The 24,247-nt window shown below is 65.9% G+C and carries 26 protein-coding genes and 1 riboswitch; of the genes, 16 read left to right on the forward strand and 10 right to left on the reverse strand.

Features of this window, described 5'->3' with window-relative positions:
- Positions 1-25 precede the first annotated feature (25 nt).
- Complete coding sequence (locus H9638_RS02530; RefSeq protein ID WP_191745596.1) at positions 26-574, forward strand: hypothetical protein; 549 nt, start codon at positions 26-28, stop codon at positions 572-574.
- Here H9638_RS02530 and H9638_RS02535 read toward each other — a convergent pair.
- From H9638_RS02535 to H9638_RS02545, 3 genes are all read right to left on the reverse strand, one after another.
- On the reverse strand, positions 486-878 hold the full coding sequence (locus tag H9638_RS02535) for a DUF1622 domain-containing protein (protein WP_191745597.1): 393 nt from the start codon (positions 876-878) through the stop codon (positions 486-488). The genes H9638_RS02530 and H9638_RS02535 overlap by 89 nt on opposite strands.
- A 142-nt stretch (positions 879-1,020) precedes the next feature.
- The gene (locus tag H9638_RS02540; protein WP_191745598.1) at positions 1,021-1,338 is read right to left on the reverse strand and encodes a hypothetical protein; all 318 of its coding nucleotides are present in this window, start codon (positions 1,336-1,338) and stop codon (positions 1,021-1,023) included.
- Positions 1,339-1,478: 140 nt separating this feature from the next.
- Complete coding sequence (locus H9638_RS02545; protein WP_225216883.1) at positions 1,479-1,919, reverse strand: hypothetical protein; 441 nt, start codon at positions 1,917-1,919, stop codon at positions 1,479-1,481.
- Between the two features lie 149 nt (positions 1,920-2,068).
- Between H9638_RS02545 and H9638_RS02550 the strand changes: the two genes are divergently transcribed.
- The 3 genes from H9638_RS02550 to H9638_RS02560 are packed head-to-tail and all read left to right on the forward strand — an operon-like array spanning position 2,069 to position 5,767.
- Complete coding sequence (locus H9638_RS02550; RefSeq protein WP_225216884.1) at positions 2,069-3,388, forward strand: MFS transporter; 1,320 nt, start codon at positions 2,069-2,071, stop codon at positions 3,386-3,388.
- 46 nt (positions 3,389-3,434) lie between these two features.
- Positions 3,435-4,178, forward strand: a complete 744-nt coding sequence (locus H9638_RS02555) for a response regulator transcription factor (RefSeq protein WP_191745600.1) — start codon at positions 3,435-3,437, stop codon at positions 4,176-4,178.
- Positions 4,175-5,767 carry a sensor histidine kinase gene (locus tag H9638_RS02560; protein ID WP_191745601.1) on the forward strand — a complete coding sequence of 531 codons (1,593 nt, stop codon included), beginning with the start codon at positions 4,175-4,177 and terminating at the stop codon, positions 5,765-5,767. Before H9638_RS02555 ends, H9638_RS02560 begins: the two co-directional genes overlap by 4 nt.
- Before the next feature lie 48 nt (positions 5,768-5,815).
- Here the strand turns inward: H9638_RS02560 and H9638_RS02565 are convergent, their stop codons facing one another.
- Positions 5,816-7,291, reverse strand: coding sequence for an amino acid permease (locus H9638_RS02565; protein ID WP_191745602.1), 1,476 nt, complete (start codon positions 7,289-7,291; stop codon positions 5,816-5,818).
- 196 nt (positions 7,292-7,487) lie between these two features.
- On the opposite strand from H9638_RS02565, the gene H9638_RS02570 reads away from it, so the two are divergent.
- The 9 genes from H9638_RS02570 to H9638_RS02610 all read left to right on the forward strand — a co-directional run bounded on the left by H9638_RS02570 (position 7,488) and on the right by H9638_RS02610 (position 16,416).
- Entirely contained in the window at positions 7,488-8,186 is a 699-nt protein-coding gene (locus H9638_RS02570; protein WP_191745603.1) for a GntR family transcriptional regulator, read from the forward strand.
- A 210-nt stretch (positions 8,187-8,396) separates the two neighbouring features.
- Positions 8,397-9,368 (forward strand): tripartite tricarboxylate transporter substrate binding protein, encoded by a 972-nt coding sequence (locus tag H9638_RS02575; RefSeq protein ID WP_318241757.1) that lies wholly within the window; start codon positions 8,397-8,399, stop codon positions 9,366-9,368.
- A 3-nt stretch (positions 9,369-9,371) separates the two neighbouring features.
- Positions 9,372-9,917 carry a tripartite tricarboxylate transporter TctB family protein gene (locus H9638_RS02580; protein ID WP_191745604.1) on the forward strand — a complete coding sequence of 182 codons (546 nt, stop codon included), beginning with the start codon at positions 9,372-9,374 and terminating at the stop codon, positions 9,915-9,917.
- 9 nt (positions 9,918-9,926) lie between these two features.
- Entirely contained in the window at positions 9,927-11,429 is a 1,503-nt protein-coding gene (locus H9638_RS02585; protein ID WP_191745605.1) for a tripartite tricarboxylate transporter permease, read from the forward strand.
- Positions 11,422-12,459: a sugar phosphate isomerase/epimerase family protein gene (locus H9638_RS02590; RefSeq protein ID WP_191745606.1), complete on the forward strand. Its 1,038-nt coding sequence runs from the start codon at positions 11,422-11,424 to the stop codon at positions 12,457-12,459. Before H9638_RS02585 ends, H9638_RS02590 begins: the two co-directional genes overlap by 8 nt.
- Positions 12,456-14,177, forward strand: coding sequence for a dihydroxyacetone kinase family protein (locus H9638_RS02595; protein WP_191745607.1), 1,722 nt, complete (start codon positions 12,456-12,458; stop codon positions 14,175-14,177). The genes H9638_RS02590 and H9638_RS02595 overlap by 4 nt, the downstream gene beginning before the upstream one ends.
- The gene (locus tag H9638_RS02600) at positions 14,170-14,637 is read left to right on the forward strand and encodes a ribose-5-phosphate isomerase (protein ID WP_191745608.1); all 468 of its coding nucleotides are present in this window, start codon (positions 14,170-14,172) and stop codon (positions 14,635-14,637) included. The genes H9638_RS02595 and H9638_RS02600 overlap by 8 nt, the downstream gene beginning before the upstream one ends.
- On the forward strand, positions 14,634-15,641 hold the full coding sequence (locus H9638_RS02605) for a 4-hydroxythreonine-4-phosphate dehydrogenase PdxA (protein WP_191745609.1): 1,008 nt from the start codon (positions 14,634-14,636) through the stop codon (positions 15,639-15,641). The genes H9638_RS02600 and H9638_RS02605 overlap by 4 nt, the downstream gene beginning before the upstream one ends.
- Before the next feature lies 1 nt (position 15,642).
- Entirely contained in the window at positions 15,643-16,416 is a 774-nt protein-coding gene (locus H9638_RS02610; protein ID WP_191745610.1) for a triose-phosphate isomerase family protein, read from the forward strand.
- Here the strand turns inward: H9638_RS02610 and H9638_RS02615 are convergent.
- The 3 genes from H9638_RS02615 to H9638_RS02625 all read right to left on the reverse strand — a co-directional run bounded on the left by H9638_RS02615 (position 16,413) and on the right by H9638_RS02625 (position 18,436).
- Positions 16,413-16,763 carry a DMT family transporter gene (locus H9638_RS02615; protein WP_191745611.1) on the reverse strand — a complete coding sequence of 117 codons (351 nt, stop codon included), beginning with the start codon at positions 16,761-16,763 and terminating at the stop codon, positions 16,413-16,415. The two genes, H9638_RS02610 and H9638_RS02615, sit on opposite strands and share 4 nt — an antisense overlap.
- A 2-nt stretch (positions 16,764-16,765) precedes the next feature.
- Complete coding sequence (locus H9638_RS02620; protein WP_191745612.1) at positions 16,766-17,080, reverse strand: DMT family transporter; 315 nt, start codon at positions 17,078-17,080, stop codon at positions 16,766-16,768.
- An 11-nt stretch (positions 17,081-17,091) separates the two neighbouring features.
- Positions 17,092-17,158: riboswitch (guanidine-III (ykkC-III) riboswitch) on the reverse strand.
- Positions 17,159-17,440: 282 nt separating this feature from the next.
- A complete protein-coding gene (locus H9638_RS02625) occupies positions 17,441-18,436 on the reverse strand; it encodes a GlxA family transcriptional regulator (RefSeq protein ID WP_191745613.1) in 996 nt (331 codons plus the stop codon).
- A gap of 99 nt (positions 18,437-18,535) precedes the next feature.
- On the opposite strand from H9638_RS02625, the gene H9638_RS02630 reads away from it, so the two are divergent.
- The gene (locus H9638_RS02630; protein WP_191745614.1) at positions 18,536-19,282 is read left to right on the forward strand and encodes an alpha/beta fold hydrolase; all 747 of its coding nucleotides are present in this window, start codon (positions 18,536-18,538) and stop codon (positions 19,280-19,282) included.
- On the opposite strand, the gene H9638_RS02635 is transcribed toward H9638_RS02630, so the two are convergent.
- Both H9638_RS02635 and H9638_RS02640 read right to left on the reverse strand, forming a co-directional pair.
- Complete coding sequence (locus H9638_RS02635) at positions 19,279-21,039, reverse strand: BCCT family transporter (RefSeq protein WP_191745615.1); 1,761 nt, start codon at positions 21,037-21,039, stop codon at positions 19,279-19,281. The genes H9638_RS02630 and H9638_RS02635 overlap by 4 nt on opposite strands.
- Positions 21,040-21,239: 200 nt before the next feature.
- Complete coding sequence (locus H9638_RS02640) at positions 21,240-21,860, reverse strand: flavin reductase family protein (RefSeq protein WP_191745616.1); 621 nt, start codon at positions 21,858-21,860, stop codon at positions 21,240-21,242.
- Positions 21,861-21,909: 49 nt separating this feature from the next.
- Between H9638_RS02640 and H9638_RS02645 the strand changes: the two genes are divergently transcribed.
- Entirely contained in the window at positions 21,910-22,275 is a 366-nt protein-coding gene (locus H9638_RS02645) for an antibiotic biosynthesis monooxygenase family protein (protein WP_191745617.1), read from the forward strand.
- Positions 22,276-22,384: 109 nt separating this feature from the next.
- Positions 22,385-22,612: a hexameric tyrosine-coordinated heme protein gene (locus H9638_RS02650; protein WP_191745618.1), complete on the forward strand. Its 228-nt coding sequence runs from the start codon at positions 22,385-22,387 to the stop codon at positions 22,610-22,612.
- Here the strand turns inward: H9638_RS02650 and H9638_RS02655 are convergent.
- Entirely contained in the window at positions 22,600-24,057 is a 1,458-nt protein-coding gene (locus H9638_RS02655; protein WP_191745619.1) for an FAD-binding oxidoreductase, read from the reverse strand. The genes H9638_RS02650 and H9638_RS02655 overlap by 13 nt on opposite strands.
- Positions 24,058-24,247 lie beyond the last annotated feature (190 nt).

The raw sequence follows: 24,247 nt of genomic DNA on the forward strand, positions 1-24,247 counted from the left end.
GCAGGGGCACGGCTAGAGTTGAAGAATGTCCGCTCCCGCACCCTCTGCGTTTGCCCGCAGCTTCACTCTTGTTATGACTGCCATCAGCATCCCCATGGCCATCGTTATGCCGCTGTGGGTCACTGCCGGACGCATCCTGTTCGGCGTGGAGGGCCAGCTCGTCCCGATCTTTGCCCTGACCGCCGGTCCGGTCCTCGCCGTCCTGATGCTCACGGCGGCCGTGAAAATCACTGTCCAGGCCAAGGCCCGGCGCCCGTTCGGAGCCCCGCTCAAGACCTCGCTCCTGCTGCTGGGCAATTACGTCCTGGCAGGCGCGTTCGGCTTCTTCGTGCCGGACTTCGGCACTCCTGCCAGCGGGTCAGTGCTGTCCGGCCTGGCCGGCGAGGACGTACTGGGTTATTCGGCGGCCCTGGCCAACCCGTTCGGCATCGCCACGCTGTTCATATCGGTGGTGGTCCTGGTGCGGGCCTTCCGCGACGCTGCGGCTACCCGCCAGGACCAGGTTTCCGCCACGGTGCTGCCGGTTCCTTGGCCGGAATGGCCGGAGCGCTCTGCCAGGGCAGCTTCCCGGTAACCTCCAGCTGCAGGGAATAGCTCAGGAAGGTTCGGATCAGCACAATCACGGCCAGCACACCCAGGGACTCGAAGGTGGGTGTGATGGCCACCGTGCGGATGATGTCCGCGGCGACGAGCAGCTCCAATCCCAGCAGGATCGCCCGCCCCAGCTGCTGCCGATAGACCTCATAGACACTGGGCCGGTGCTGGAGCAGTCCCGTGCCGGCAATGATGGTCGCCACCACCGCACCGGCAACGATCGCTGCCACCCCTGCCAGGTCCACCAGCGCACCGGCTGATTCGATGAGTTCGTGGAAATCCATGCCTGGACACACCCGCCCCTTCAGCCCTGGAATGCCGGCGCATCCCGTGTCAGCCCGCTCAGCCCGCTCAGTCCCTCAGTTCGCTCAGTTCCTCAGCCCGCTCAGTCCACTGAGCTCCAATGCCGGTCCGGCTGTCAATGGCCTAGCGTGCCGGAGCCGCCGGTTGGGGTGAAGTGCCGTAGTAGAAGGCAAAGTCGTCATAGGGGTCGCGCCAGGCGGAATCGTCCCGTGGAATGCGGACGACGGCGGCGGCAGGGACCCAGCGGTTGTGGGCCCGCGCGTCGTCGTCTATCCAGTGCACAAGCACATGCGTGCGGGTCCAAGCAGCGGCCTTGCCGTCCACCTTCAACTCGTCCGTATGGCAGCGGATGTAGGGTTCCCGCCGGTAGGGTGCGTGGGCAACGCGCGGACCGGCGGCAGCTGCCTGGGGGTGCGGGGCAGGGCGGGTGGAGGTTCTCATGCACTCCACTGTCGCTGCCGGCACTGACATTGCTTCCAGCCGGCGGCTGCCGGAAGCGGCTGCCGGAAGCGGCGGCCGGCTCCGCGCGGCCCGGCCTTCGCCGGAAGGGACACCGGTGGGTCCGTGCCGGACCGGTGCTGCTAAGAGGCCAGATCCCGCCATTTTGCGGCCGCTCGGGTGCCCAGGGCTGTCCCGCTGTCCTTGACTCTGCGCGGAATCATCCGGATAACCGGAGCCAGGTCCGAGCGGGGGAAACGTGCAGCCTCGGCTGACCGCGGCGGCTGGGCAGGCTGCTCCGGACGGATGACCCGGGCCGGCAGATCTGCCGCGGCAGGTGCCGGGACGGCCGGCTGGCGGTTCATCAGCAGGTAGGCCAGCGCCACGGGAGCGATCAGCAGGGAGATCAGGGTGACGGTGCCCACCGCATACAGTGCGAGCATCGCGTAGAACGGGCGTTCGAAGAGGGACGCAACGAATGCAGCGCTGCCGAAAAGCAGCCACAGCCAGAACACCCCAACCAGAATCAGGGCCGTCCGGGCACGGCGGTAGAGCATTACGGAGCGGCGGCGTGGTGAAGGCACGCGCGCCTGAGACTCACTGCTCAATTGGAACTCCCCAGCTCAGCGGGCCCGGTGATGGTGGACCCTAAGGCTGATATTAGTCCTTTTTGGTCCGTAACACTGGCATACACAGGCCACAATGGTGTGTGTCGTTCCAGGAAGGGAAAATCTTGCGCTCCACCCCGGGCCCCGGCCTGCTTTTTGTACTGGTATGTGCCATGGGTGCCGGTCCGGTCATGAACTACGGACTGTCAGCGACGAGCACCCTGATCATGGCTGACCTGGGGATCAGCGAGGCCCAGTTCGGGCTGCTGGCGGCCACCTGCTTCTGCAGCGCGGCGTTGTCCTCCATGTCCCTGGGCCGGCTCAGCGACCGCATCAGCGCCCGCTCCCAGCTGCTGATCATCTTCGGCGGCACGGCACTGGCCCTGGTGTTTATGGCGCTCTCGGGAAATTATCTCTGGCTGCTGGCCGCCGTCCTGTTCTCCGGGCCGGCGCAGGCTATTTCCAATCCCACCACCAACCGGATCATCATCCACTCCGTGGAGCCCGCCAAACGCCCCGGTTGGATGGGCATCAAGCAATCCGGTGTGCAGGCAAGCCAGCTCTTTTCCAGCCTGTTCTTCCCGGCGGCCGCACTGTTCGCCGGGTGGCGCGGTGCCGCCGTCGGCGCTGCTGCCGTGCTGGGCCTGCTGCTGCTCTACTCCTGGAACCGCCTGCCCAAGGAGCCGCGCCAACCGGCTGCGGACAAAGCCAGCCGCGCACCGGTGAACCGCAGGTTCCCCGCGCCGGTTTGGCTGCTCGCCGCCTTCGCCCTGTTCTCCGGGGCGGGTATGCAGGCCACCAACGTCTATCTGCCGCTGTTTGCCCAGCGGGAGCTTGGCTTCTCCCTGCTGCTGGCCGGAGCCACCGCGGCCGCGGCCGGCGTCGTCGGCGTGGCATCGCGCGTGCTGTGGGGCCGGCGGATGGCCGAAGGCGTCCGTGCCTCCAGCCTGCTGCTGGTCCTGGCCGCCGGGGCCATCTGCGGTGCGGGACTGCTCCTGGCTGCCGGAGAGACAGGCGTGCCCGCGCTGCTGTGGGCCGGGGTGCTGTTCCACGGTGCCTCTGTCCTGGGTGTCAACGTGGTGGTGATGGCCGGGGTCCTCCGGGAAGTGCCCAAGCAGCGGGTTGGTGCCGCCTCCGGTGCAGTCTCGCTGGGTATGTATGCGGGCTTTGCGCTTGGCCCCCTGGCCATGGGACTGCTGCTGGAGTTCTCCGGCGGATTCCTGGACGGCTGGCTGTTCATTGGCGGCGCCTACCTGCTGTGCATCGCCACCGGGCTGGGATACCGCCGGCTGGAGTCGCGCGGCGCGGAGGGAACGTCGGCAGATGAAAGTCCGGCTCACAGTTCCCGCACAGGAACGAACAAGGATGCCGAAAGCCGCCTGGGGGATGATCGGAACGGCGCCACGGGCGCAGCTGCGCCCGGCCGGCCGCACCCGGGTGGCTAAGCTGTCCCCCAAAGCTGGTTCCCGCGGACCCGATGGAAAGGCTTACATGACCGAGGCCCCGAACAACTTCGCAGCCAACCTGCCCAAGCTTATGCACCCGGACGGCACCCCCATCCGGGCCCTGGTGGTTGACGACGAACCCAACCTCGCTGACCTGATCAGCATGGGCCTGCGGATGACCGGCTGGGAGGTTGCCACCGTCGGAGACGGACGTTCCGCCGTCGCGAAGGCACGCGAGTTCCGTCCGGACGTCCTGGTCCTGGACGTGATGCTCCCGGAATTCGACGGCGTTGAGGCGCTCGGTAAGATCCGCAGCTTCGACCCGGACGTTCCGGCCCTCTTCCTGACGGCCAAAGACGCTGTGGAGGACAGGATTGCGGGCCTGGCGGCCGGCGGCGACGATTACGTAACCAAGCCGTTCAGCATGCAGGAGGTTCTGCTGCGCCTGCACCGGCTGGTCCAGCGCTCCGGAGCCGCCTCAGCGGACACCTCTGAACTCGTGGTGGGAGACCTGGTGCTCAACCTGGATACCCGGGAAGTCACCCGGGGCGGGGAGGAGATCCAGCTGACGGCCACCCAGTTCGAACTGCTGCGTTTCCTGATGGAGAATCCCCGCCGCGTGGTCAGCAAGACGCAGATCCTGGACCGGGTCTGGGACTACGACTTCGGCGGGCAGGCGAACATCGTGGAACTGTACATCTCCTACCTGCGCAAGAAGATCGACGTCGACCGTCCGCCGATGATCCATACCGTCCGCGGAGCCGGATACGTGCTTAAACCGGCCACATGAGCGGTTCGGGAGGCAGTCCGGGACAGGGACAGGGGCCGGGGCAGGCAGTGCCGCGGGCCGCTGCCGGGTCACATAGTGCACCCGGGTCGCAGCCCGGGCAGCCGCGCTGGCAGCGGTGGCTGGAGGGCTGGCGGCTGCGAAGCAAGCTCCTGGCCGCCACGCTGGCACTGCTGCTCCTCACCTGCCTGACCATCGGCTTCTTCAGCCACGCCGTCATGAACGTCTACCTGACCCGGCAGCTGGACCAGACGCTGATCGGGGCCTCCGACCGGGCAGTTGGTTTCCAGTTCCCGCACGGCAGGTTCCCCGACCCGGACCGGGATCCTCTCGATGCCCCGGGCCAGGGGCGGATCGGGATGCTGGGCGCCCGGGTCACGGACGGTGCCGTGGTCGGCGCCGCGGTTGTGCAGCCGGACGGTTCGCGGGCTCCGCTGCTGGAATCCGACCTGGATATCATCGCGGCGGTGCCGCCGGTCCGCGAGCCGGTCACCCGTACGCTTTCGGTGGGTGAGTACCGGCTCGTGGCGCAGCCTCAGGCGGGGACGATTGGAACCGTGGTGGTCTCCGGGCTTCCGCTCGCGGAAAAGAACAACACTCTCTTCTCGCTCGGCCTGACCATTGCCGGGGTTTCGGCAGTGGGCCTGGCCGTCACCGGGGTGCTCAGCTATCTGATTATCCGGCGTGCGCTGCGTCCCCTGGAAAAGGTCTCCGCGCTCGCCACCCAGGTGGCCACCATGCCGCTGGAATCGGGCGACGTCGACCTGCCGGAGCGGGTGCCGGAGGAGCTGACGCACCCGGCCACGGAGGTTGGCAGTGTGGGGCTGGCGGTCAACCGGATGCTGGACAACGTCTCCCATGCCCTGGCGGTGCGCCAGCGCAGCGAAACGCAGGTCCGGCAGTTCGTCGCCGACGCCAGCCACGAGCTGCGGACGCCGCTGACCTCCATCCGCGGTTACACCGAAATGGTGCGTCTCACGGAGGATCTCAGTGCCAACGGCCAGCAGTCGCTGGGGCGGGTGGAAGCCGAGTCCCGCCGCATGACCGGACTGGTGGAGGACCTGCTGCTGCTCGCCCGCCTGGATGAAGGCCGCGGGGAGGTCCGCGAGGAAGTGGACCTGACCCAGCTGGTGATTGAATCGGTCAGCGACGCCCGGGTGGCGGCGCAGGACCACAACTGGACCATTTCCCTGCCGGAAGAGCCCGTGATTGTGCAGGGAGACCCCGGCCAGCTGCGGCAGGTCCTGATCAACCTTCTGACCAACGGCAGCCGGCACACCGATCCGGGGACAACCATCAGTACCCGGCTGGCTCCGGCGGACGGGGGAGGGGCGGTGATTACCGTGGCCGATAACGGTCCCGGCATCCCGGCTCCCTTCCAGGAGCACATCTTTTCCCGCTTCACCCGGGCCGATGCCGCCCGCAGCGGGCGGGCCGCATCCTCCGGCCTGGGGCTGGCGATCGTGGCTGCGATCGTCAGCGCTCATCAGGGAAGCATTCACCTGGAAAGCGAGCCGGGCCGCACGGTCTTCACCGTCCGGCTGCCGGCAGGCAACGTGCCGAACCGGGGTCCGTCCAGCCCGCCGCAGTAACACCCGGCGGCCCGGGATCCTGGCTCCCGGTTTCCGGGGCTCCCCGAACTACCCGGCGGTGTCCGGGGCCGGAGCAGCCGGTCCCGGGGTTGTGTGCCGCGGACTGTCCGGATTCAGCAGCGAGTGCCGGCGCCCGTAGAACCAGTACAGGGCCATCCCGATCAGCAGCCAGATCCCGAACCGGACCCAGGTCTCCCAGTGCAGCTGCAGCATCAGGAATCCGGAGGCCAGGACGCCGAACGCCGGCACCCAGGGCATCAGCGGAAGCCGGAATTCCCTCGGCGCGTCCGGCTGGGTGCGGCGCAGCACAATCACCGCGATGCACACCACCACGAAGGCCGCGAGGATGCCAATATTGGTCAGGTCCGCCACCGCCCGGATCGGGAAGAACCCGGCCAGCAGAGCGGAGGCGCCGCCGGCGATCCAGGTCACCCGCTGCGGTGTGCCGCGCGAGTCGGTGCCGGCGAACCAGCGCGGCAGCAGCCCGTCGCGGCTCATCGAGAACCAGACCCGGGTAACACCGAGCAGGAACGTCAGCATCACGGTCAGGATCGAAATGACGGCGAACGCCGAAATCACCGTGGCGATCACCGGCAGCCCCACGCTCTGGAAGGCGGAGGCGAATCCCGCCGTCGGGCTGATCTCCGAGTAGTTCTGCATGCCGGTGAGGACCAGGGTGGCCAGCACATAGAGCAGCATCGCCACGCCCAGGGAGAGCAGGATGGCCTTGGGCATGTGCTTCTTGCCATCCGTTGCCTCCTCCGCCGCGGTGCTCATGGCGTCGTAGCCAAAGACGGCGAAGAACACCGTGGCGGCCCCGGTAAAGACCACACCGAAGCCGTTGGGCAGGAACGGAGTGTAATTGTCGGTGTTCACAAAGAACACGCCGAGCCCAATGATGAACAGGATTAGCAGGACCTTCAGTGCCACGGCCACCAGTTCGAACCGGCCGAAGGTCCTGGTGCCGCGGCTGAGGATGAAGGTGATGAACAGGCAGACGACGACGGCGGGCAGGTTCACCAGGCCGCCTTCGATAACGTCTCCGGTGCCCTGCATCCAGACCGGAACGTCGACACCGATTCCGGCCATGAACTCAGTGAAATACCCCGAAATACCAATGGCGACGACGGCGACGATCGCCGTGTACTCCAGCAGCAGGTCCCAGCCGATGAACCAGCCGATGATCTCCCCGAGCGCGACATACCCGTAGGTGTAGGCCGATCCGGCCCGCGGCACCATCCCGGCGAACTCCGCGTAGGACAGTGCAGCCGCGGCGCTCGCGAGCCCGGCGATGAGGAAGGAGATGACGACGGCGGGTCCAACCCCCTCCGAGTCCGGCCCGCCGTTGGCTACCAGTCCGGCGAGCGTGAAGATGCCGATTCCGATAATGCCGCCGACGCCGATGGCGGTCAGCTGCCACAGGCCAAGGCTTTTGAAGAGCTTGGTTCCTTCACCGGCTTCCGCCTCGGTATCTTCGATCGGCTTGCGCCGGAAGACTGAGCGTTCCTTATCTGCCACGGACATATTGGCTCCTTGACCGGCTGGGGGTGCGTCTGTGCAGTATCAACCGTGGTGTGCGGCTTTTGTAACCCCCGGCAGCCGGTTTTGCGGCGGGGGAGGCGGGAATCCGGAGTGCCGGTGCGGGGTCACCGGGAAGGCCGCCTGCGGGAAATTACCTCCGCGTGATCGTAGAGGATGTTGGAAATAGTAGGCTTCCGCTATGGAACCCACCGCATCAGCCCTCGGTTTTTCCCGCCGAATCCTCCGGGACGAGGTCTATGACTACATTGTTGATCTTCTCCTCAGCGGCAACTTTGAACCAGGAGCGGCGCTGAATATCGACTCGCTCTCCCGGCAGCTCGAGGTATCGCCAACCCCGATCCGTGAAGCACTGGTACAGCTTGAGCACACCGGCCTGGTGCAGCGCGTTGCCCTCAAGGGGTACCGGGTGGCACCGCCGCTGAGCCGGGGGCAGATGGAAGAACTGTTCGATGCCAGGGCGATTGTCGAGGTGGCGGCGGTCGAGCGGACCAGTGCCGATTTGGATTCCCTGCTCCCTGCCCTGATCGAAGCCCATGAGGAGCACCGCCAGGCGGCCATACTGTTCCAGGAGGCCGATCCGGCAGAACGTGCCGCGGGATACAGGCGCTATTTCGAGGCCGACTGGAAGTTCCACGAGACCATCCTGCGGAAATGTGGAAACCGCTACCTGCACCAGATGGCCCAGACGGCCAGCACCCACTCGCACCGGATGCGGCAGAGTGCCACCCGCGGCTCCAACGACACGGCACTTGCCGTCACCGAGCATCAGGCGGTGCTGGACCGGCTGGCGCGGGGAGACGTGGCCGGCGCCGCCCGGGCCATGAAGGAACACATCGCCAATGCCCGGACCAGGGCCCTTACGGAAGCCGCGGACTGAAGCCGCGGACTGAAGCCGCGGACTGAAGCCCCTGTGTGCCGCGGCTAAATGAGTCCCCCGCCTAAATAAGTCGCGCGCCTAACTCAACAGTTGCGCCCGGCCGTGACGGATGCCACACTGTGTTTCGTAGATCAAATAGGATCTTTTATATTTTCAAAAATCAGCCTTCCGCTGGAATGGCGACTACGCAGCTATCAAGGGAGATACGCAGTGTCGAGAGTTGTGAATGTGATGGGTGTCCTCCTGGCGGGAAGCCTTGCCCTCACCGCCTGTGGCGCGTCGAGCTCAAGCGGCTCCACCGAAGGAGGGGCCTACAAACCGGGCGGCAACGTCACCATGACCGTGCCTTTTGGCGCCGGTGGCGGCAGCGACCTTTCCGGGCGGGCAATCGCAGCAGGCCTGGAGAAGATCACCGGCGTCAACATCAGCACCGAGAACAAGGAGGGCGGCTCCGGAGCAGTAGGTTACGCCGCGTTCCTGGCCAAGGCAGGCAAGGCTGATCAGCTGCTGGCCACGGAAACGGCGATGCTGGCCCTGCCGCTGACCCAGGACGTCCCCTTCACCTACGAGGACTTCACCCCGATCATGAAGCTCGGCGACGACTTCACGCTGCTGACAGTCAGCCCGGATTCCCCTTACGAAACCTGCACTGACGTCGTCAACGCCGCCAAGGACGGACGCGTTGTTGCGGCCGTCTCAGGGGCGACCAGCCTCGACCAGATTGTCTTCTCGCTGATCGAAAAGGAAACCGGCGTCGAATTTGACCGGGTTCCGTACGAATCGGGCAACGAAGTGGTTGCCGGGCTGCTGGGCGGCCAGGTGGACGTCATTTCGGTAAACCCCGGAGAAGTACTTGGCCAGTTGGAAGCCGGAACCCTCAAGCCCCTCTGCGCCATTGCGGAGAACCGCTACGAGTTCGACTCCCTGAAGGACATTCCCACGGCCGCCGAGCAGGGTATCGATGTAGCCTTCGCCCAGTTCCGGGGGTTCATCGCACCCGGGAACATCACCGACGAGGAAAAGCAGTTCTGGATCGACGCCGCTAAGGAATTCGAGCAGACCGACGAATATGCCGCCTACATTGAGGACAACCTCATGCAGGCCAACGCGGTCTACGGCGACGATTTCAAGGAATACCTCACCGGCAATGCTGAGGACCTGGCCAAAGTCCTCGGAGAATAATCCGTGTCAGCTGCAACCCGGTTAATTCCGAACCTTGTTATCGCCGCGCTCGGAGTGGCGGCTGCGGTCATCGCCGCCGGCTACGGCGTCATTGGCGACGACGGCCGGATCGGTCCTGGTTTCCTGCCGGCGCTCTGCGGCGTCCTGCTGGTCCTGTTCGCTGTGGTCAACTCAGTGAGTTCCCACCGGAACAGGACATCTGCCGAGGACATCGCAGAGCGTCTGGCGCTCGGGTCCGACGCCGGTGACCATGGGCTTCCCGTGGAAGAGCCGGATGAGGACGGCGTGGACATTTACGGCCGGTCCCAGCGCCAGCGCGACCGCATGCTCTGGGCCGTCGTCGGCATCATCCTGGCCACCGTCCTCCTGACCCCGGTGCTGGGGTTCATCGTGGCCTTCGCCGTCATGCTCGTTGTTATTGCCGTGGCTGTTGAGCGCCGGAAAATCCTGCCATCACTCATGGTCAGCGTCATCACGCTGGCGGTTACGTACACCATCTTTGTCGTATTGCTCCAAGTGCCGCTTCCACAGGGCTTACTCGGAATCTAGGAGACCACCATGCTGGACAATCTAATCCTGGGTTTCTCGACCGCCCTTACTGTGGAAAACCTTGTTTGGTGTTTCATCGGAGTGCTGATGGGAACAGTCATCGGCCTGATGCCTGGACTCGGCTCAACAACCGGTATTGCCATTCTGATTCCGCTGACCCTTGGCATGGAGCCGGTTACCGCGCTCATTATGCTGGCCGGTATTTACTACGGTGCCCAATACGGCGGCACCATCACCTCTGTCCTGATTTCCACTCCAGGTGAGGCCGCCAGCGTGGTGACGACTCTGGACGGGTACCAAATGGCCCGGCGGGGCCAGGCGGGATCCGCGCTGGCGATTGCAGCGATCGGCTCCTTTATCGCAGCGATCATTTCCCTGGCCCTCCTCATGGCGCTTGCGCCGCCGTTTGCCAAGCTGGCACTCAACTTCGGGCCGGTCGAGAACCTGGCCATCATGATCCTGGGCCTGATTACGGTCGTGAGTTTCGTGGGCGGATCGATGTCCAAGGGCCTGATGATGGTGACCGCCGGGCTGCTGATCAGCACCGTCGGAATTGCGTCCGGATTCAGCACCGCCCGCTTCACTTTCGGCAACGTCAACCTCCTGGGCGGGATCCCCTTCGTGGAGGTCATGATCGGGCTGTTTGCCCTCGGGGAAGTCATGCACCAGATCCGGGTCGGCGCGGCGGCACCCATCCGGGCGCGGTTCAAGGACATGATGCTCAGCCGGCGGGACCTGACCAAATCGATGCCGTCCATCTTCCGCGGAAGCTTCATCGGGTTCATCCTGGGCTGCCTGCCGGGTGCGGGTTCGACCCTCGCCTCCTTCCTCTCCTATGGAGTGGAACGCCGGGTGTCCAAGAACAAGGACAACTTCGGAAAAGGCGCCATTGAAGGCGTTGCCTCACCGGAAAGTGCCAACAACGCAGCGGCCAACGCGAACTTCGTGCCGACCCTCGCCCTGGGCATCCCGGGCGGTGGCACCACGGCGGTGCTGCTGGGGGCCTTCACGATCTATGGCCTGCAGCCCGGACCGCTCCTCTTCGAACAGCAGCCCACCCTGGTGTGGGGACTGCTGGTCTCCTTCTTCATCGGCAACGTCATGCTGCTGGTGCTCAACCTGCCCCTCGCACCGGTCTTCGCCCAGATGCTGCGGATCCCCTACGCGTACCTTTACCCCATCATCATCCTGACCAGCCTGGTTGGCGCCTATTCGGTGAGCAACAACATGTTCAGTGTCTGGCTCGTGGTCATCTTCGGAGTCGTGGGATTCCTCATGAAGGAGTTCGATTTCCCCATTGCGCCCTTCGTGCTCGGGCTCGTGCTCGGTCCGCTGCTGGAGAAGTCGCTGGTGCAGACGTCAGCACTGGGCCAGGGAAACTTCATGATCATGTTCCAGAGCCCGATTTCCGTCGGCATCCTCCTGCTCGCACTGCTTCTTGCCATCGGCCCGGCAGTCCTCAGCAGGTTCCAAACAACCTCGTCCAAGCAAAAGGACCTTACGAATGCCTGATCCGCACACCCTTGCTGCCGAGGCCGCGCCTCTACCCGCGCGGTCGGCGGCAGACACCGCTCCCTATGACAGCGCATCGTGGCCGATCGCCGCGGCGCTCCTGCAGTATCCCGGACGCAAACCGGACGGTTCGCTCGTCCAGGATGCCCCCGCCAACGAGTGGGTCGACACGCTTTCGCAGGTGAGCGCCGTCGGATTCAACGCCGTTGACCTGACGGACAGCTGGCTAAAGCCCGGAGATCTCTCCGCAGGCCGGCTCGCCGAGCTGAACACGGCATTGAGCCTTTCCGGTGTCCAGGCTCCGGTGCTGTCGATCGTGCGCACCAGTGTGCTGGACCGGGAACACGGAGACGCGAACTTCGCCTACACCATGCGTTCCATCGCCGCAGCGGCGGAAATTGGAGCAGGCACCCTGTCCCTGGGCCTGCACCAGCAGCTGACCGCGGAGCAGCAGGAACGGCTGTGGTTCTGGACCGCGCAGGGCGCCGGGGACCCTCCCGGTGATCCGGAAACCTGGGACCTGGCCGTGAAGCGCTTCCGGGCGATCGGGCAGGAAGCCGCCCGGTACAACATGCAGGTCTCCCTCGAGCTGTATGAGGACACTTACCTGGGAACTGCGGACAGCGCCGTCCGGCTTATTGAGGACATCGGCTTGGCCAACGTGGGCATTAATCCGGACATTGGAAACCTCGTACGGCTGCACCGTCCGATTGAGAGCTGGCAGGAAATCCTCCACAAGACGCTGCCGTATACCAACTACTGGCAGGTCAAGAACTACTTCCGGGACGAAAACCCCGAAACCGGAGCCATCACTTCGCTGCCGGCGCCCCTTGAACTCGGCTTTATCAATTACCGGCAGGCGGTTCAGCAGGCCGTGGCTGCCGGTTTCAACGGTGTTTTCTGCTGCGAACACTACGGCGGGGACGGCCTCGGCATCAGCGCCATGAATCAACGCTACCTTCGGACGCTTTTGAAATCCGCCCTTACCCCGGCATGCAGCAGCGCCCAGTTTCAGGAGACAATCCCATGACAGCAATGCAGCTGGACGCCTCAACTTTCGCCGCGGACATGCTGGACGGATTTACGGCTGCCAACCCGCAGTACGTCAAAGCTGTGGACGGCGGGGTGATCCGCTCCACGGTCATCCCTGACGGCCAGGCCGCACTGGTCATCGGCGGCGGCTCCGGCCACTATCCTGCGTTCGCAGGACTGGTGGGGCCGGGCCTGGCCGCCGGCGCTGTGTGCGGCAACATCTTTGCCTCACCTTCGGCCTCCCAGATTTGCCGGGTGGCCCGCGCGGTCCACCGCGGCGGGGGAGTCCTCCTCGGCTACGGCAACTATGCGGGTGACGTGCTCCATTTCGGACTGGCGCGGGAACAGCTGCGAGCCTCCGGAATCGATGCCCGCACCATTGCAGTGACCGATGACATTGCCAGCGCACCTGCCGATCAGCTCCACAAGCGCCGCGGAATTGCCGGAGACCTCACCGTCTTCAAGGTGGCCGGAGCTGCGGCGGAAGCGGGTTACAGCCTCGATGCCGTGGAGCAGGTCGCCCGGCGGGCCAACCACCGGACCCGCTCGCTCGGAGTGGCTTTCTCCGGGTGCACCCTTCCGGGGGCGGATAGACCGCTGTTCTCGGTTCCGGACGGGATGATGGCTGTTGGAATGGGCATCCATGGCGAGCCCGGTATTTCCGAGCTGCCGCTGCCCACCCCGGATGAACTCGCGAAGGTGCTCGTCCACGCCCTGCTCAATGACCGGCCGGAGAACGCCGGGGAGCGTGTGGTCGTCCTGCTGAACGGGCTGGGAACCGTCAAGTACGACGAGCTTTTTGTCCTCTACAGCAAGGTCCGGCTCCTGCTTGAGGGCGAGGGCCTGACGATTGTGGAACCGGAATGCGGTGAGCTCGTCACCAGCCTGGACATGTCCGGCGTCTCCCTCACCCTTCTCTGGCTGGACGAAGAGCTTGAATCCCTCTGGGCCGCACCGGCCGGCAGCCCCGCCTTCCGCAAGGGCGCGGTGAGTGCTGAACCCGATCTGTCTTCCCCCGATGAGGAAGCAGCCGGGCCTGCCGGGCCGCCTGAAGGCAGCAGCCATACCGCCGCCAGCGTCCTCGCCGTCGAGCTCTTTGAGGCGGTGGACCGCATGCTGACCCAGGCGGAATCCGCTCTGGGCGATCTGGACGCGATAGCGGGCGACGGCGATCACGGCATCGGCATGGCCCGCGGAGCGCGGGCCGCCGCGCAGGCAGCACGCCGCCGGGCGGAGAGCGGCAGCGGAATCGGCGCCGTTACCCTCGCAGCAGGGGAAGCCTGGGCCGAGGAAGCGGGGGGAACCTCAGGTGCGCTGTGGGGGGCAGCCATCTGTGCCGTTTCCTCGACCCTTCTCCGTTCGGCGGACCTATCCTCTGCCACAGCCGTGCAGGCTGTTGACGCGGCCCTTGCCGCGATGCAGTCACTTGGCAAGGCGGAGCCGGGGGACAAGACCATGGTCGACTCCTTTGTGCCGTTTGCCGTGACCCTGCGCCAGGAAATGGCGGCCGGCAAAACCCTGGAGCACGCCTGGCAGGCCGCCGCCGCCGCTGCCACCTCGGCAGCAGCCGCTACCGCCGAACTCCGGCCCAACCTCGGCAGGGCCAGGCCCCTGGCTGAGCGAAGCCTTGGCCATCCCGACCCCGGAGCGGTGTCGCTGGCCATGATCGCCAGCACCATCGGAGAGAACATCAAGAAAGAGGACATCCGTGGATAAGAAGTTCCGAATCGTCATTGGATCCGATGAGGCCGGGTTTGACTACAAAGAGGCGCTGAAAGCCGATCTGATGAAAAACCCCCTGGTGGGGGACGTTGTCGACGTGGGCGTTACCGGGCAAGAGTCCACTGACTACCCCCACGTTGCGGTGGAAGCCGCCCGCCTGATTGCTGCCGGAAAAGCAGACCGCGGACTGCTGATCTGCGGTACCGGCCTCGGCGTGGCAATAGCCGCCAACAAGGTCAAAGGCATCCGTGCGGTGACCGCGCACGACAGTTACTCGGTGGAGCGGTCAGTCCTGAGCAACGATGCGCAGATCCTGACCATGGGCCAGCGCGTCATTGGCCTTGAACTTGCCCGCCGCCTGGCAGCCGAGTGGCTGACCTACAGCTTCAACCCCCAGTCCGCGTCCGCCAGCAAGGTCGCGGCGATCCGCTCATATGAGGAAGTCACAGCATGAACACCACTGAACTGCTCCCCCGCATCGCGGTAACACTCGGCGACCCGGCCGGCGTCGGCCCTGAGCTTGCCGTCAGGCTGCTGGCGCGGCCGGAGACCACTCGCATGGCGGAGGTCTACATTCTTGCCGACGCCGCAGAGGTGGAGGCCGCTGCGCAGGCAGCCGGGGTAGTTGTTCCGCTGAGCGCGGCGCCCCGGCCCGGCTACGCCGTCCTGCTGGACGATGCGTCGGCGCCGGCCGAAGCCATCCCGGTCCAGCAGGTCTCCCAGGCCGCGGGGGAACGTACGCTTCATCAGCTGAAGAGGGCCGTCGCCCTGGCCAATGCCGGCGAAGTTGAAGCTATTCTTTTCACGCCCCTGAACAAAACAAGCCTCAAGCTTGGCGGCATGAATGAAGAGGACGAGCTGCGCTGGTTCGCACGGGAACTTGACTACGAAGGTACGACCAGCGAACTCAACGTCCTTCCCGGCCTGTGGACAGCCCGGGTCACCTCACACATTCCGGTCAGCGAGATCGCGGAACGCATTACCGTCGGGAATGTACTGAACACGATCCGCCTCCTGCACTCCGTCCTGGTTGACTCAGGGCTGGAGAGCCCCCGCATTGCTGTCTGTGCCCTGAACCCCCACGCCGGAGAAAACGGAAACTTTGGCCGTGAGGAAATCGATCAGATTGCGCCCGGAATCGCTGCCGCCCGCGAGGACGGGATGGACGCTTCCGGTCCGTTCCCCTCCGATACCGTTTTCCTCGCTGCGAAGCGGGGGGACTTCGACGGTGTTGTTACGATGTACCACGATCAGGGGCAGATCGCCATGAAGCTGATCGGATTCGACCGCGGGGTAACCATCCAGGGCGGGCTGCCCATCGTGATCGCCACGCCGGCGCACGGCACCGCATTCGACATCGTCGGGAAGAATGCCGCCAACCTCGGGGCAACTGAACACGCCTTCGAACTCGCAGTGAAGGTCGGCTCCCGGATCCGCGCAGCGAAAGCGGCCGTCTGACATGACCGGCAGGACCGTTACCGTCGGTATCAGCACCAAAATGTACCTCGGGTACGCGTCCTCCAAAGCGTGGCTGGAAGCGGTGATGGCCGTTGCCAGGGAATCGGAGGCCGTTTCCGCTGGGACGGTGAAGCTGTTCATCGCGCCGTCCTTCCCCGTGCTGGAGACGGCGCTGGGGCTCGCCGGCGGAACACCGGTCCAGATCGCTGCGCAAAACGCATCGGAGCAGGACTCCGGCCCGCTGACTGGAGAGGTCAGCCCAGCCTTTTTGGCAGAAATGGGCGTCTCGCTGGTGGAGCTGGGCCATGCCGAACGGCGGGAGCTCTTCGGTGAAGACGACGCTGTGGTGGCTGCGAAAAGTGCAGCCGCCCAGCGGAACAACCTGCAGCCGCTGCTGTGCATTGGGGAAAAGAGCCGGGTTGCCCCGGAGGAGGCAGCCCGGCTCAGCTACGCACAGTTCGCCTCGGCACACGTGGACCCGGACGGACCAACGCCCGTGGTTGCCTATGAGCCACTCTGGGCCATCGGCGCCACGGAGCCCGCCGAGCCGGCGTATGTGCGCGCAGTTGCGGCCCGGCTTCGGGAGCAGCTTCCCGGGAATGCGACGCTGCTGTACGGCGGAAGCGCCGGACCGGGCCTGCTCCCGCTTCTCTACCCCCACGTGGACGGACTGTTCCTTGGGCGTTTTGCCCACGATCCGGGCAACCTCGCACTCATCCTCGAGGAGGCGGCCGTGCTCCTGGCGGCGGAGGAACGGCCACACGCCCGGGCCTAGGGGGTTTCCTGTTTCTCCGCGGCAGGGACGGCCTTGTCCACGAACTTCAGTCCGATGACGCAGCCGATGATCCCGGCGAGGAACAGGACCTTGAGCACCCCGGGTTCCTCGGTGCCGGTGGCCATGGCCCAGGCCACGGTGAGGACGGCGCCGAGCCCGGTCCACACAGCGTAGGCAGTACTGATGGGGATGAACTTCATGGCGTAGCCAAGCCCTGCCATGGACAGCGCCGCAGCGGCGGCGAAGATCACCGAGGGCAGCAGGACGGTGAACCCGTTCGACGCCTCCAGTGCGGTGGCCCAGACCGCTTCGAGGACGGCGCTGAGAATCAGGACAATCCAAGCCATGGCTAAGCCACCACCTTCAGGCCGACAACGCAGCCAATGATGCCCATCAGCAGCACCACCTTCGCCACCGTTGCCTTCTCGCCGCCGAACGCCATGGCATAGGCAGCGGTGAGGACGGCGCCAATGCCCACCCAGACGGCGTAGGCCGTGCCAACGGGGATGCTCAGCATCGCCCATGCGAGCCCGGCCATGCTGGCGGTCAACGCCAGGACGAACACGATGCTGGGGAGGGGGTTGCGGAAGTTGTTCGACTTTCCGAGTGCTGTTGCCCAGACGGCTTCAAGCATCCCGGAAGCGATGAGAATGACCCACGCCATTTGCTAAATCCTTTGGCCAGTCTTGTCGCGTGCCGGGTACTGAACCGTCGTCCGGGGGCCGGGAGGTGCGGGCCCTGTTTCCAAGGTAGCAAAATCCCCGCTGCGGCGCCGCGGATGTTCAGCGGAGCCGTCGCGGCGCCGCCGCAGCGTCAAACTCCATGTCGGTGCGGCGCAGGGTGTTGAGGATCGCGGTGCCCTCGCAGCGCCGGGTGATCAGGCCTGCTGACCGACGGCTCCACCCCGGTCCGGGACGCCGCGGCCCAGGTTGCCGCCTCCACAGGAGCCCGCCCCACCGCCTGATTCCGGCGGTCAGCCGGCGTACCCGCCGTCAGGCAGCTGTGAGCTGGCAGGCGGGTACGCCTAGCCCGCAGCTTCTTCCATGCCAGCGGTGTCCGGGCCGGAGAACCGGCTGCGGTATTTGGACGGCGGCAGGGCGTACTGGCCGGCGAAGCACTGCCGGAACTGATCGGCGGAGCTGAACCCGCAGCGGCGGGCGATGACCGCCACAGGAAGCTGCCCGGACTCCAGCAGCCGGGCAGCGGCGTCGAGCCTGGCCGAGCGGACGAACCGGGCCGGCGGCATACCAAGTTCGGATTGGAACAGCCGGCTCAGGTGGCGTCCGCTGACACCAACATGGCTCGCGATGGCGGGCGTGGAAAGGTCGTCTGCCAGATGGGCGGCAACGTACCGGGTGGCCGCGTGCACCGTTCCGCTGCACCCGTTGTCCGCGGCCACGAAGACGCTCATCTGCGCCTGGTCGCCGGGGCGGTGGAGGTAGGTGACCAGATCACGGGCCACCTGCCGGGCAAGAGCGGCACCGTGGTCCTCCTGGATGAAGGAGAGCGTCAGGTCAAGGGCACTGGTCACCCCGGCCGCCGTGGCAATTTTTCCGTCCCGGATATAGATCGGCGCCGGGTCCACGGTCACCCGTGGAAAGCGCCCGGCGAGGTCCGGAGCGAACCGCCAGTGCGTCGTCGCACGCCTGCCGTCCAGCAGCCCGGCTGCGGCAAGGATGCTGGCACCGGTGCACACCGAGGCAACCCGGCTGCTGGAGGCCGCCAGCCGGCGGATTTGCTGCAGCAGGGACCCGGTGGCAGCGGCCTCCTCATGCCCGGTCCCTCCGGCCACGATCATGGTCTCCACGGGCCCGGGGAACTTCTCCAGGGAGCCGTCCACCGAAAGGGTCAGGCCCGTGGCGCACCGTACCGGTGTGCCACCCGGAGCGAGGACATGCACCCTGTACGGATGCGTGAGCTGCCCGATGTGGTTGGCCAGGAACAGGGGTGTGGTGATGCAGGCAATGTCCAGCAGCTCCGCCTGGTGGTAGGCGACGACCGCCATCGAATGAGATTCCATCCGGGTCCTATCCGAGATCCTGGGACGAGTATCCCAGAATGACGGACCAAGGTCAGGGGTGCAGGGTGAAAGCGCCCTGACCGGTCCTAGCCTCGAAGTATGAACCCACAACCAGATTCGTACAGCACCGGCCCCCGAGTCCTGCTGCTGCCCGGTGCATGGATGGGTTCCTGGATCTGGGAACCCATCGCCGAAACCCTGCGCAGCCGCGGCCTCGGCGCGCAGGCTGTGACCCTGGCCGGGCTGGAACCGGATGCGGCTGCCGGGCAGCGGGCCGCCGTCCGCCTGGCTGACCACGTTGACCAGGTCAGCATCTTGGCAGCGCACGGCAGCCCGGTTGTCCTGGTGGCACATTCCTATTCCGGAATGGTCGCCGCCCAGGTCGCCGACCGGCTGGGAGACCAGGTCCGCTCCACCATCCACTTCCAGAGTTTCCTGCCGGTGGACGGTCTCAGCCTGATTGACCTGTGGGGGCCCGACGGCGGTGCCCGCGCGCAGGAGCGCGCAGACATCATCGCCGACGGCTGCCTGTGGGCAGCACCGCCCGCCGCGGCGCTCGACGCGGAGCCTGGGCTGAGCGCTGATGACAGGTCCTGCCTGGCCGGCCGGTTCACCCCGCACCCCGGCCGGACCGTGCTGGACCAGGCTTCCCTGGAACAGCCTGTGGATTCCCAGCACGGCGTGTTTGTTACACGTTCCCGCGCCCAGCTGCCGGCTGCCCTGGTCGGCGCGGCGGACTGGAGGATCGAGATCCTGCCCGGCGGCCACTGGCCCATGCTGGAACACCCGGGGGAGGTCACCGAGCTCATCGGGGACCACACCGCCGCGGTGGACAGCCTGCTCTAGGAACCGCTGCCGCGGTCCTTCCGGATGGGCAGGACGCGGCGCCTGAACTGTTTCTTGACGGCGGCATCGACATGTTCGGCCACGTGGGCTGTCAGCTCTTCGCGGGCCAGTTTCCGCTGCGCCCGCAGGAGCGCTTCGTGTTCCTGGTGGAAGGCCTTGGCCGTGGCGGCGCACATCATGAGGATGACCACGCTGAAGGGCACTGCGGTGAGGATCGCAGCGGTCTGGATTGCTTCCAGGCCGTTGGCCAGCAGCAGGGCGATGGCTACGGCAGCGGCGGAAAGCGCCCAGAAGATGCGGATCCAGTTCTTGGGTTCCACCTCCCCGCCGGTGGAGAGCATCCCCATCACCAGGGCGCCGGAGTCGGCGGAGGTGATGAAGAAGATCCCGATGAGCAGGACGGCGCCGATGGTGAGAGCGGTCCCGCCGGGGAGCCCATTCAGCATGCCGAACAGCGCTCCCTCTGTATCCACGGTTCCGTCCGGCTCTATGAGGCCGCCATCGCCGAAGAGTTCCCGGTAGATAGCCGTGCCGCCCAGGACGGAGAACCAGAGGAAGCCAACGATGCTGGGAACCAAGAGGACGCCAGCCACGAATTGCCGGACGGTGCGGCCCTTGGAAATCCGGGCGATGAAGATGCCGACGAACGGGGCCCAGGAGATCCACCAGCCCCAGTAGAAGGTGGTCCAGGCTGCCTGCCAGGCCTCACCCTCGGCGCCTGAGAAGGCGAGGGTGTTGAACGTCAGGCCGACGACGTTCTGCAGGTAGTTGCCAATGGACTGCACGAATTCCCGCAGGAGGAACAGGGTGGGTCCGGTAAACAGAACGAACAGCAGCAGCGCGCCGGCGAGTATGAGGTTGGCGTTGGACAACCACTTCATGCCCTTCCCCACACCGGAGACCAGGGAAGCGATGGTGAGGGTGATGATGCAGAGAATCAAACCGATCTGCGTCAGCTTTGTGGCCTGGATGAGGTTGGCTTCTTCGAGCCCGGCAGAGATCTGCAGGACACCCAGGCCCAGGGAGGTGGCAACACCAAAGAGGGTTCCCACCAGTGCGACGATGTCCACCAGGTTGCCCCAGCCGCCGGAGACGCGCCGGGTGCCCAGCAGCGGTTCGAGGGTCCAGCGGATGGTAATGGGCCGGCCCCTGCGGTGGACGGCGTACGCGATGGAGACACCCACCACCACATAGATGGCCCAGGCGTGCAGTCCCCAGTGAAGGTAGGTCTGGGTGAGGGCACGCTGGGCGAGCTGGATTGGAGTGCCCGCAACGCCCGGCGGCGGAGATGCGTAGTGGCTAAGGGGTTCGGCGACGCCAAAGAAGACAAGCCCGATGCCCATGCCGGCAGCAAACAGCAGCGCGAACCAGGACATCACCGAGAATTCGGGCTCGTCTTCGTCCTTGCCGAGTTTGATGTCACCGTAGCGGCTCAGCCCGATCCAGAGAGCGAAGGCAACGAACACGGCGACGGCTGCGACGTAGTACCAGCCGAACCACCTAATGACGTTGGTTTGGATGGAAGTGAACATCTCCGTGGCCGCGGAGGGAAACACAATCGCGAAGAACGCGAAAACCACAATGATGGCGGCCGCGGGCCAGAACACCCATCTGTCGACTCTCTTGACGGGGGGCCTCGCCTGGGGTGCCGGTTCCACCTCCACCTCCGCCTCCGCCTCGGAGTTGGAGGTCGCTGTACTTTCCTCTGGTTCGTTCTCCGGATCTTCGCTGGTACTGGCGCCTGGTGTGGCGGACATTCCCAATTTCTCCTCCTGCGCTGTGAAGCGCTCAGACTGCTCTGATGAATGCTTCGTTGCGTGTTCTGCAGCATGTAAGTCTACTGATCAACTCTGCGCAAAGATCGGCCGCAGCGAAAGTCCGCCAGCATTGATGCCCGATTGAGATACGGAACACCGATTTCAATCCGGCAGGCGCGTGCATAGGCAGCCTGCTCTGCCTAGCCCTTCTGGTAGTGCCCGGGCCACTCATCGGCGGGGATGCGGGAGATGGTCCGGACTTCGCCGATGGTTCCCCATTCGTTCAGGCCCAGCCGGGAGAGCGGCCGCAGCCTCTCGATTCGCGGGTGGGTATCGGCGTCGAGTGCCTCCGCTGCCACCGCCGCGTGGATGATCTCGCCGTAGACCACAAAACAGTCGCCCACCGGGTGGATCTCATGCAGCCGGCATTCCAGCGCCACGGGAGAACTGGCCACGCGGGGCGGACGCACTGTGGCGCTCGGCTCCCGGGCGATGCCGGCGGCATCGAATTCGCTTACACCGGAGGCGAAGCCGGTGCCGGTGGCGTTCACGGCCTCGAAGAGTTCCTCCGGCGCCAGGCTGATGACGAACTCCCCGGTCTGGCGGATGTTACGCAGCGAGTCCTTTTCCCCCACCGAGGTGAAGGAAACCATCGGCGGGTCTACCGAGGCGACGGTGAAGAACGAGTGCGGGGCCAGATTGTCCACGCCGCCTGAGGAAACAGTGGACACCCAGGCGATCGGCCGCGGCACCACCACGGAGGTCAGCAGGCGGTAGAAGGCACGCCCGCCCATGGCAGCTGGCTTAAAATCCGTTCTCATCCTCCGAGCCTAGCGGGGAGCTGGGTCATGGCCGTGAGCATAATGGGCTATGAGCATCATCAAGATCAACGCAATCACCGTCCCTGCCGACTCCGGCGATGAGCTGGCGCACCGCTTCGCGGCACGTGCCGGTGCGGTCGACAACCAGGAGGGCTTCGAAGGGTTCGAGCTGCTTCAGCCGACCGACGAGCGCAGCACCTGGCTGGTCATCACCCGGTGGCGCGATGAGAAGTCCTTCCAGGACTGGGTTGCTTCCAAGAACTTCGGCCAGGGGCATGGCCATGGTGAAAGCCATGGTGAGAGCCATGGCGACAGCCACGGGGAAGGCGCGGATGCGGCGCGGCAGAAGCCGGTTGGGGTCAGCGCTGAGCTGTGGAGCTACCGGATCGCCGGCGGCAGCACCCCGGAAGCCTAAGCTTCCTGCCGGCGGGGGAAGCGCCCGGCGGCCGGTTCCCAAACCCGGCCGGGGCTGGGATGGTGGAACAGGGGCACGGTGCAAGACCGACTTTGAAACCAGGTGCAGCATGGAACTGATCCCGGGCAACTCCCTCATTACGGAAACACCGGAAGCCGGCCGCAGGCTGGCCATGGATATGGCTTTGCACAGCATTTACGCGATCCAGCCGGACGGAGAGATCCTCAAGACCGGCAGGACGGTCTATGCCACCGATCCGGATGAACTGATTGCGTCCTCCCAGGTGGTGGCCCTGGAATTCGCCACTATCGCGGCGGCGAACAACTACTGGCGCTGAGCGGTCCCCGGTCTGCCCGCCGGGGCGATGTTGTGATTGCGCCGGAACAGGTTCCCCGGGTCCACCGCCTGCTTCAGGGCCGCCAGCCGGGCCAGTTTCTCCCCGGAGTACACGCTTGGGGCGGCCTGCACGGGATCCTCCGCGCCCATGAAGTTCACGTATTGGCCACCGCCGGAGTGCGGCTCCATGTCAGCGGCCAGTCCGCGCACGAACGCGGTGTGGTGGGCGTCGTCCTCGGAATCGTTCCAGAAGCCGTAGACGTTCAGCCAGTAGCCGGCGCCGCGGACCGGGAACGACGTCGCGTCCTCCGGTACCCGGGCAAAAGCGCCGCCCATGTGGTGGATGTCGAAGCCGGTGCCGCGCCAGGACTGTTCCCGCCCGCGGCGGGTGAGGACCTCGATGACGTCCCCGTCCAGCGCGTCGAAGGACGTGTTCTTCCAGTAGGCACGTGACCCGTCCGGAAACAGCGGGTCCACCGAGGACTGCCAATCGGTCCAGGGCACCGGGTCCACCATCTCGGCATCCGGGGGAGCGAGCGTGCGCAGGCGGCGGACGGCGTCGTCGGCGGCCTGATGGTCTTCACCCGCCCAGGCGAACCCCACCGCCAGGACCGGATCGTCGCCCATGTCCCAGTCCGGCGGCGGCACCAGGAAAGACGCGATGCTGGTGAGTTCATCAGGCAGGTCCCCGGTCCAGGCCTCGAAGGCCCGCAGCGCTTCCGGGAACCGGTCCGCGCCGTAAACCAGGTTGCCGCTGTACACGGTCTCCGGAACGGGCCAGGCCCGGAAGGTGAAGGACGTGACGACGCCGAAGTTCCCGCCCCCTCCGCGCAGGCCCCAGAACAGTTCGGGCTCCTCCTGCGCCGACGCATGCACCGCCGTGCCGTCCGCCAGCACGACGTCGGCTCCGATCAGGTTGTCCACGCTGAGTCCGTGGGCGCGGGTCATCCAGCCGACGCCCCCGCCCAGGGTCAGCCCGGCCACTCCCGTTTTTGACACAACTCCGAGTGGAACGGCCATACCGAACGGAACGGTTGCCGTGTCGATGTCCGCAATGGTGGCGCCTCCATCCACCGTGACCGTACGGTCTATCGGATCGACCTCCACCGTCCGCAGCCCGCCGAGGTCGAGCACTATGCCGCCGTCGACAGTGCCGTTGCCGGCCACGTTATGGCCGCCGCCGCGGACAGCCAGCGGCAGCCCCGTGACCTGCGCGAAGGCCAGCACCGGAGCGACGTCGTCCGGGCTGGCCGCCCGCACCACGGCGGCGGGCAGCACATCGATCATCCCGTTCCAGACGAGGCGCTGGTCCTCATACCCCGCGTCGCCGGGCAGGACCACTGTCCCTGAAACGGCGTCCGCGAGGGCCGGATACAGGCTGTCCTCCGGCTGGGGCCAGGGCACAGCTGCCGAAGCGGAATCGGAGAGGGTTGGGTTTTCGGTCATGATCCACCGCCTTGGGAGCACCCGTGCTCCGCCCGGGCCGGGAGGAGCGCAGGAGTGGGGAACTGGTAACTGAACCCAGTGTTGGCTTCTCCCGCGGCAGATTCAACGGGTTCCGGAGAAGTCCGCGCGGCCCGGCTGCAACCGCCCGGATTCGGGTTGTTTCTTGCGGCATCCGATTGTGTTTGGCGGG

The organism is Arthrobacter pullicola, from assembly GCF_014836875.1.
In the GTDB taxonomy this organism is placed as follows: Bacteria; Actinomycetota; Actinomycetes; order Actinomycetales; family Micrococcaceae; genus Arthrobacter_B; species Arthrobacter_B pullicola.

Coding starts and splice junctions, on each gene's coding strand:
- H9638_RS02530 (WP_191745596.1), top strand. CDS start 26: ATGTCCGCTCCCGCACCCTCTGCGTTTGCCCGCAGCTTCACTCTTGTT.
- H9638_RS02535 (WP_191745597.1), bottom strand. CDS start 878: ATGGATTTCCACGAACTCATCGAATCAGCCGGTGCGCTGGTGGACCTG.
- H9638_RS02540 (WP_191745598.1), bottom strand. CDS start 1,338: ATGAGAACCTCCACCCGCCCTGCCCCGCACCCCCAGGCAGCTGCCGCC.
- H9638_RS02555 (WP_191745600.1), top strand. CDS start 3,435: ATGACCGAGGCCCCGAACAACTTCGCAGCCAACCTGCCCAAGCTTATG.
- H9638_RS02560 (WP_191745601.1), top strand. CDS start 4,175: ATGAGCGGTTCGGGAGGCAGTCCGGGACAGGGACAGGGGCCGGGGCAG.
- H9638_RS02565 (WP_191745602.1), bottom strand. CDS start 7,291: ATGTCCGTGGCAGATAAGGAACGCTCAGTCTTCCGGCGCAAGCCGATC.
- H9638_RS02570 (WP_191745603.1), top strand. CDS start 7,488: ATGGAACCCACCGCATCAGCCCTCGGTTTTTCCCGCCGAATCCTCCGG.
- H9638_RS02585 (WP_191745605.1), top strand. CDS start 9,927: ATGCTGGACAATCTAATCCTGGGTTTCTCGACCGCCCTTACTGTGGAA.
- H9638_RS02590 (WP_191745606.1), top strand. CDS start 11,422: ATGCCTGATCCGCACACCCTTGCTGCCGAGGCCGCGCCTCTACCCGCG.
- H9638_RS02595 (WP_191745607.1), top strand. CDS start 12,456: ATGACAGCAATGCAGCTGGACGCCTCAACTTTCGCCGCGGACATGCTG.
- H9638_RS02605 (WP_191745609.1), top strand. CDS start 14,634: ATGAACACCACTGAACTGCTCCCCCGCATCGCGGTAACACTCGGCGAC.
- H9638_RS02610 (WP_191745610.1), top strand. CDS start 15,643: ATGACCGGCAGGACCGTTACCGTCGGTATCAGCACCAAAATGTACCTC.
- H9638_RS02615 (WP_191745611.1), bottom strand. CDS start 16,763: ATGGCTTGGATTGTCCTGATTCTCAGCGCCGTCCTCGAAGCGGTCTGG.
- H9638_RS02620 (WP_191745612.1), bottom strand. CDS start 17,080: ATGGCGTGGGTCATTCTCATCGCTTCCGGGATGCTTGAAGCCGTCTGG.
- H9638_RS02625 (WP_191745613.1), bottom strand. CDS start 18,436: ATGGAATCTCATTCGATGGCGGTCGTCGCCTACCACCAGGCGGAGCTG.
- H9638_RS02630 (WP_191745614.1), top strand. CDS start 18,536: ATGAACCCACAACCAGATTCGTACAGCACCGGCCCCCGAGTCCTGCTG.
- H9638_RS02635 (WP_191745615.1), bottom strand. CDS start 21,039: ATGTCCGCCACACCAGGCGCCAGTACCAGCGAAGATCCGGAGAACGAA.
- H9638_RS02640 (WP_191745616.1), bottom strand. CDS start 21,860: ATGAGAACGGATTTTAAGCCAGCTGCCATGGGCGGGCGTGCCTTCTAC.
- H9638_RS02645 (WP_191745617.1), top strand. CDS start 21,910: ATGAGCATCATCAAGATCAACGCAATCACCGTCCCTGCCGACTCCGGC.
- H9638_RS02650 (WP_191745618.1), top strand. CDS start 22,385: ATGGAACTGATCCCGGGCAACTCCCTCATTACGGAAACACCGGAAGCC.
- H9638_RS02655 (WP_191745619.1), bottom strand. CDS start 24,057: ATGACCGAAAACCCAACCCTCTCCGATTCCGCTTCGGCAGCTGTGCCC.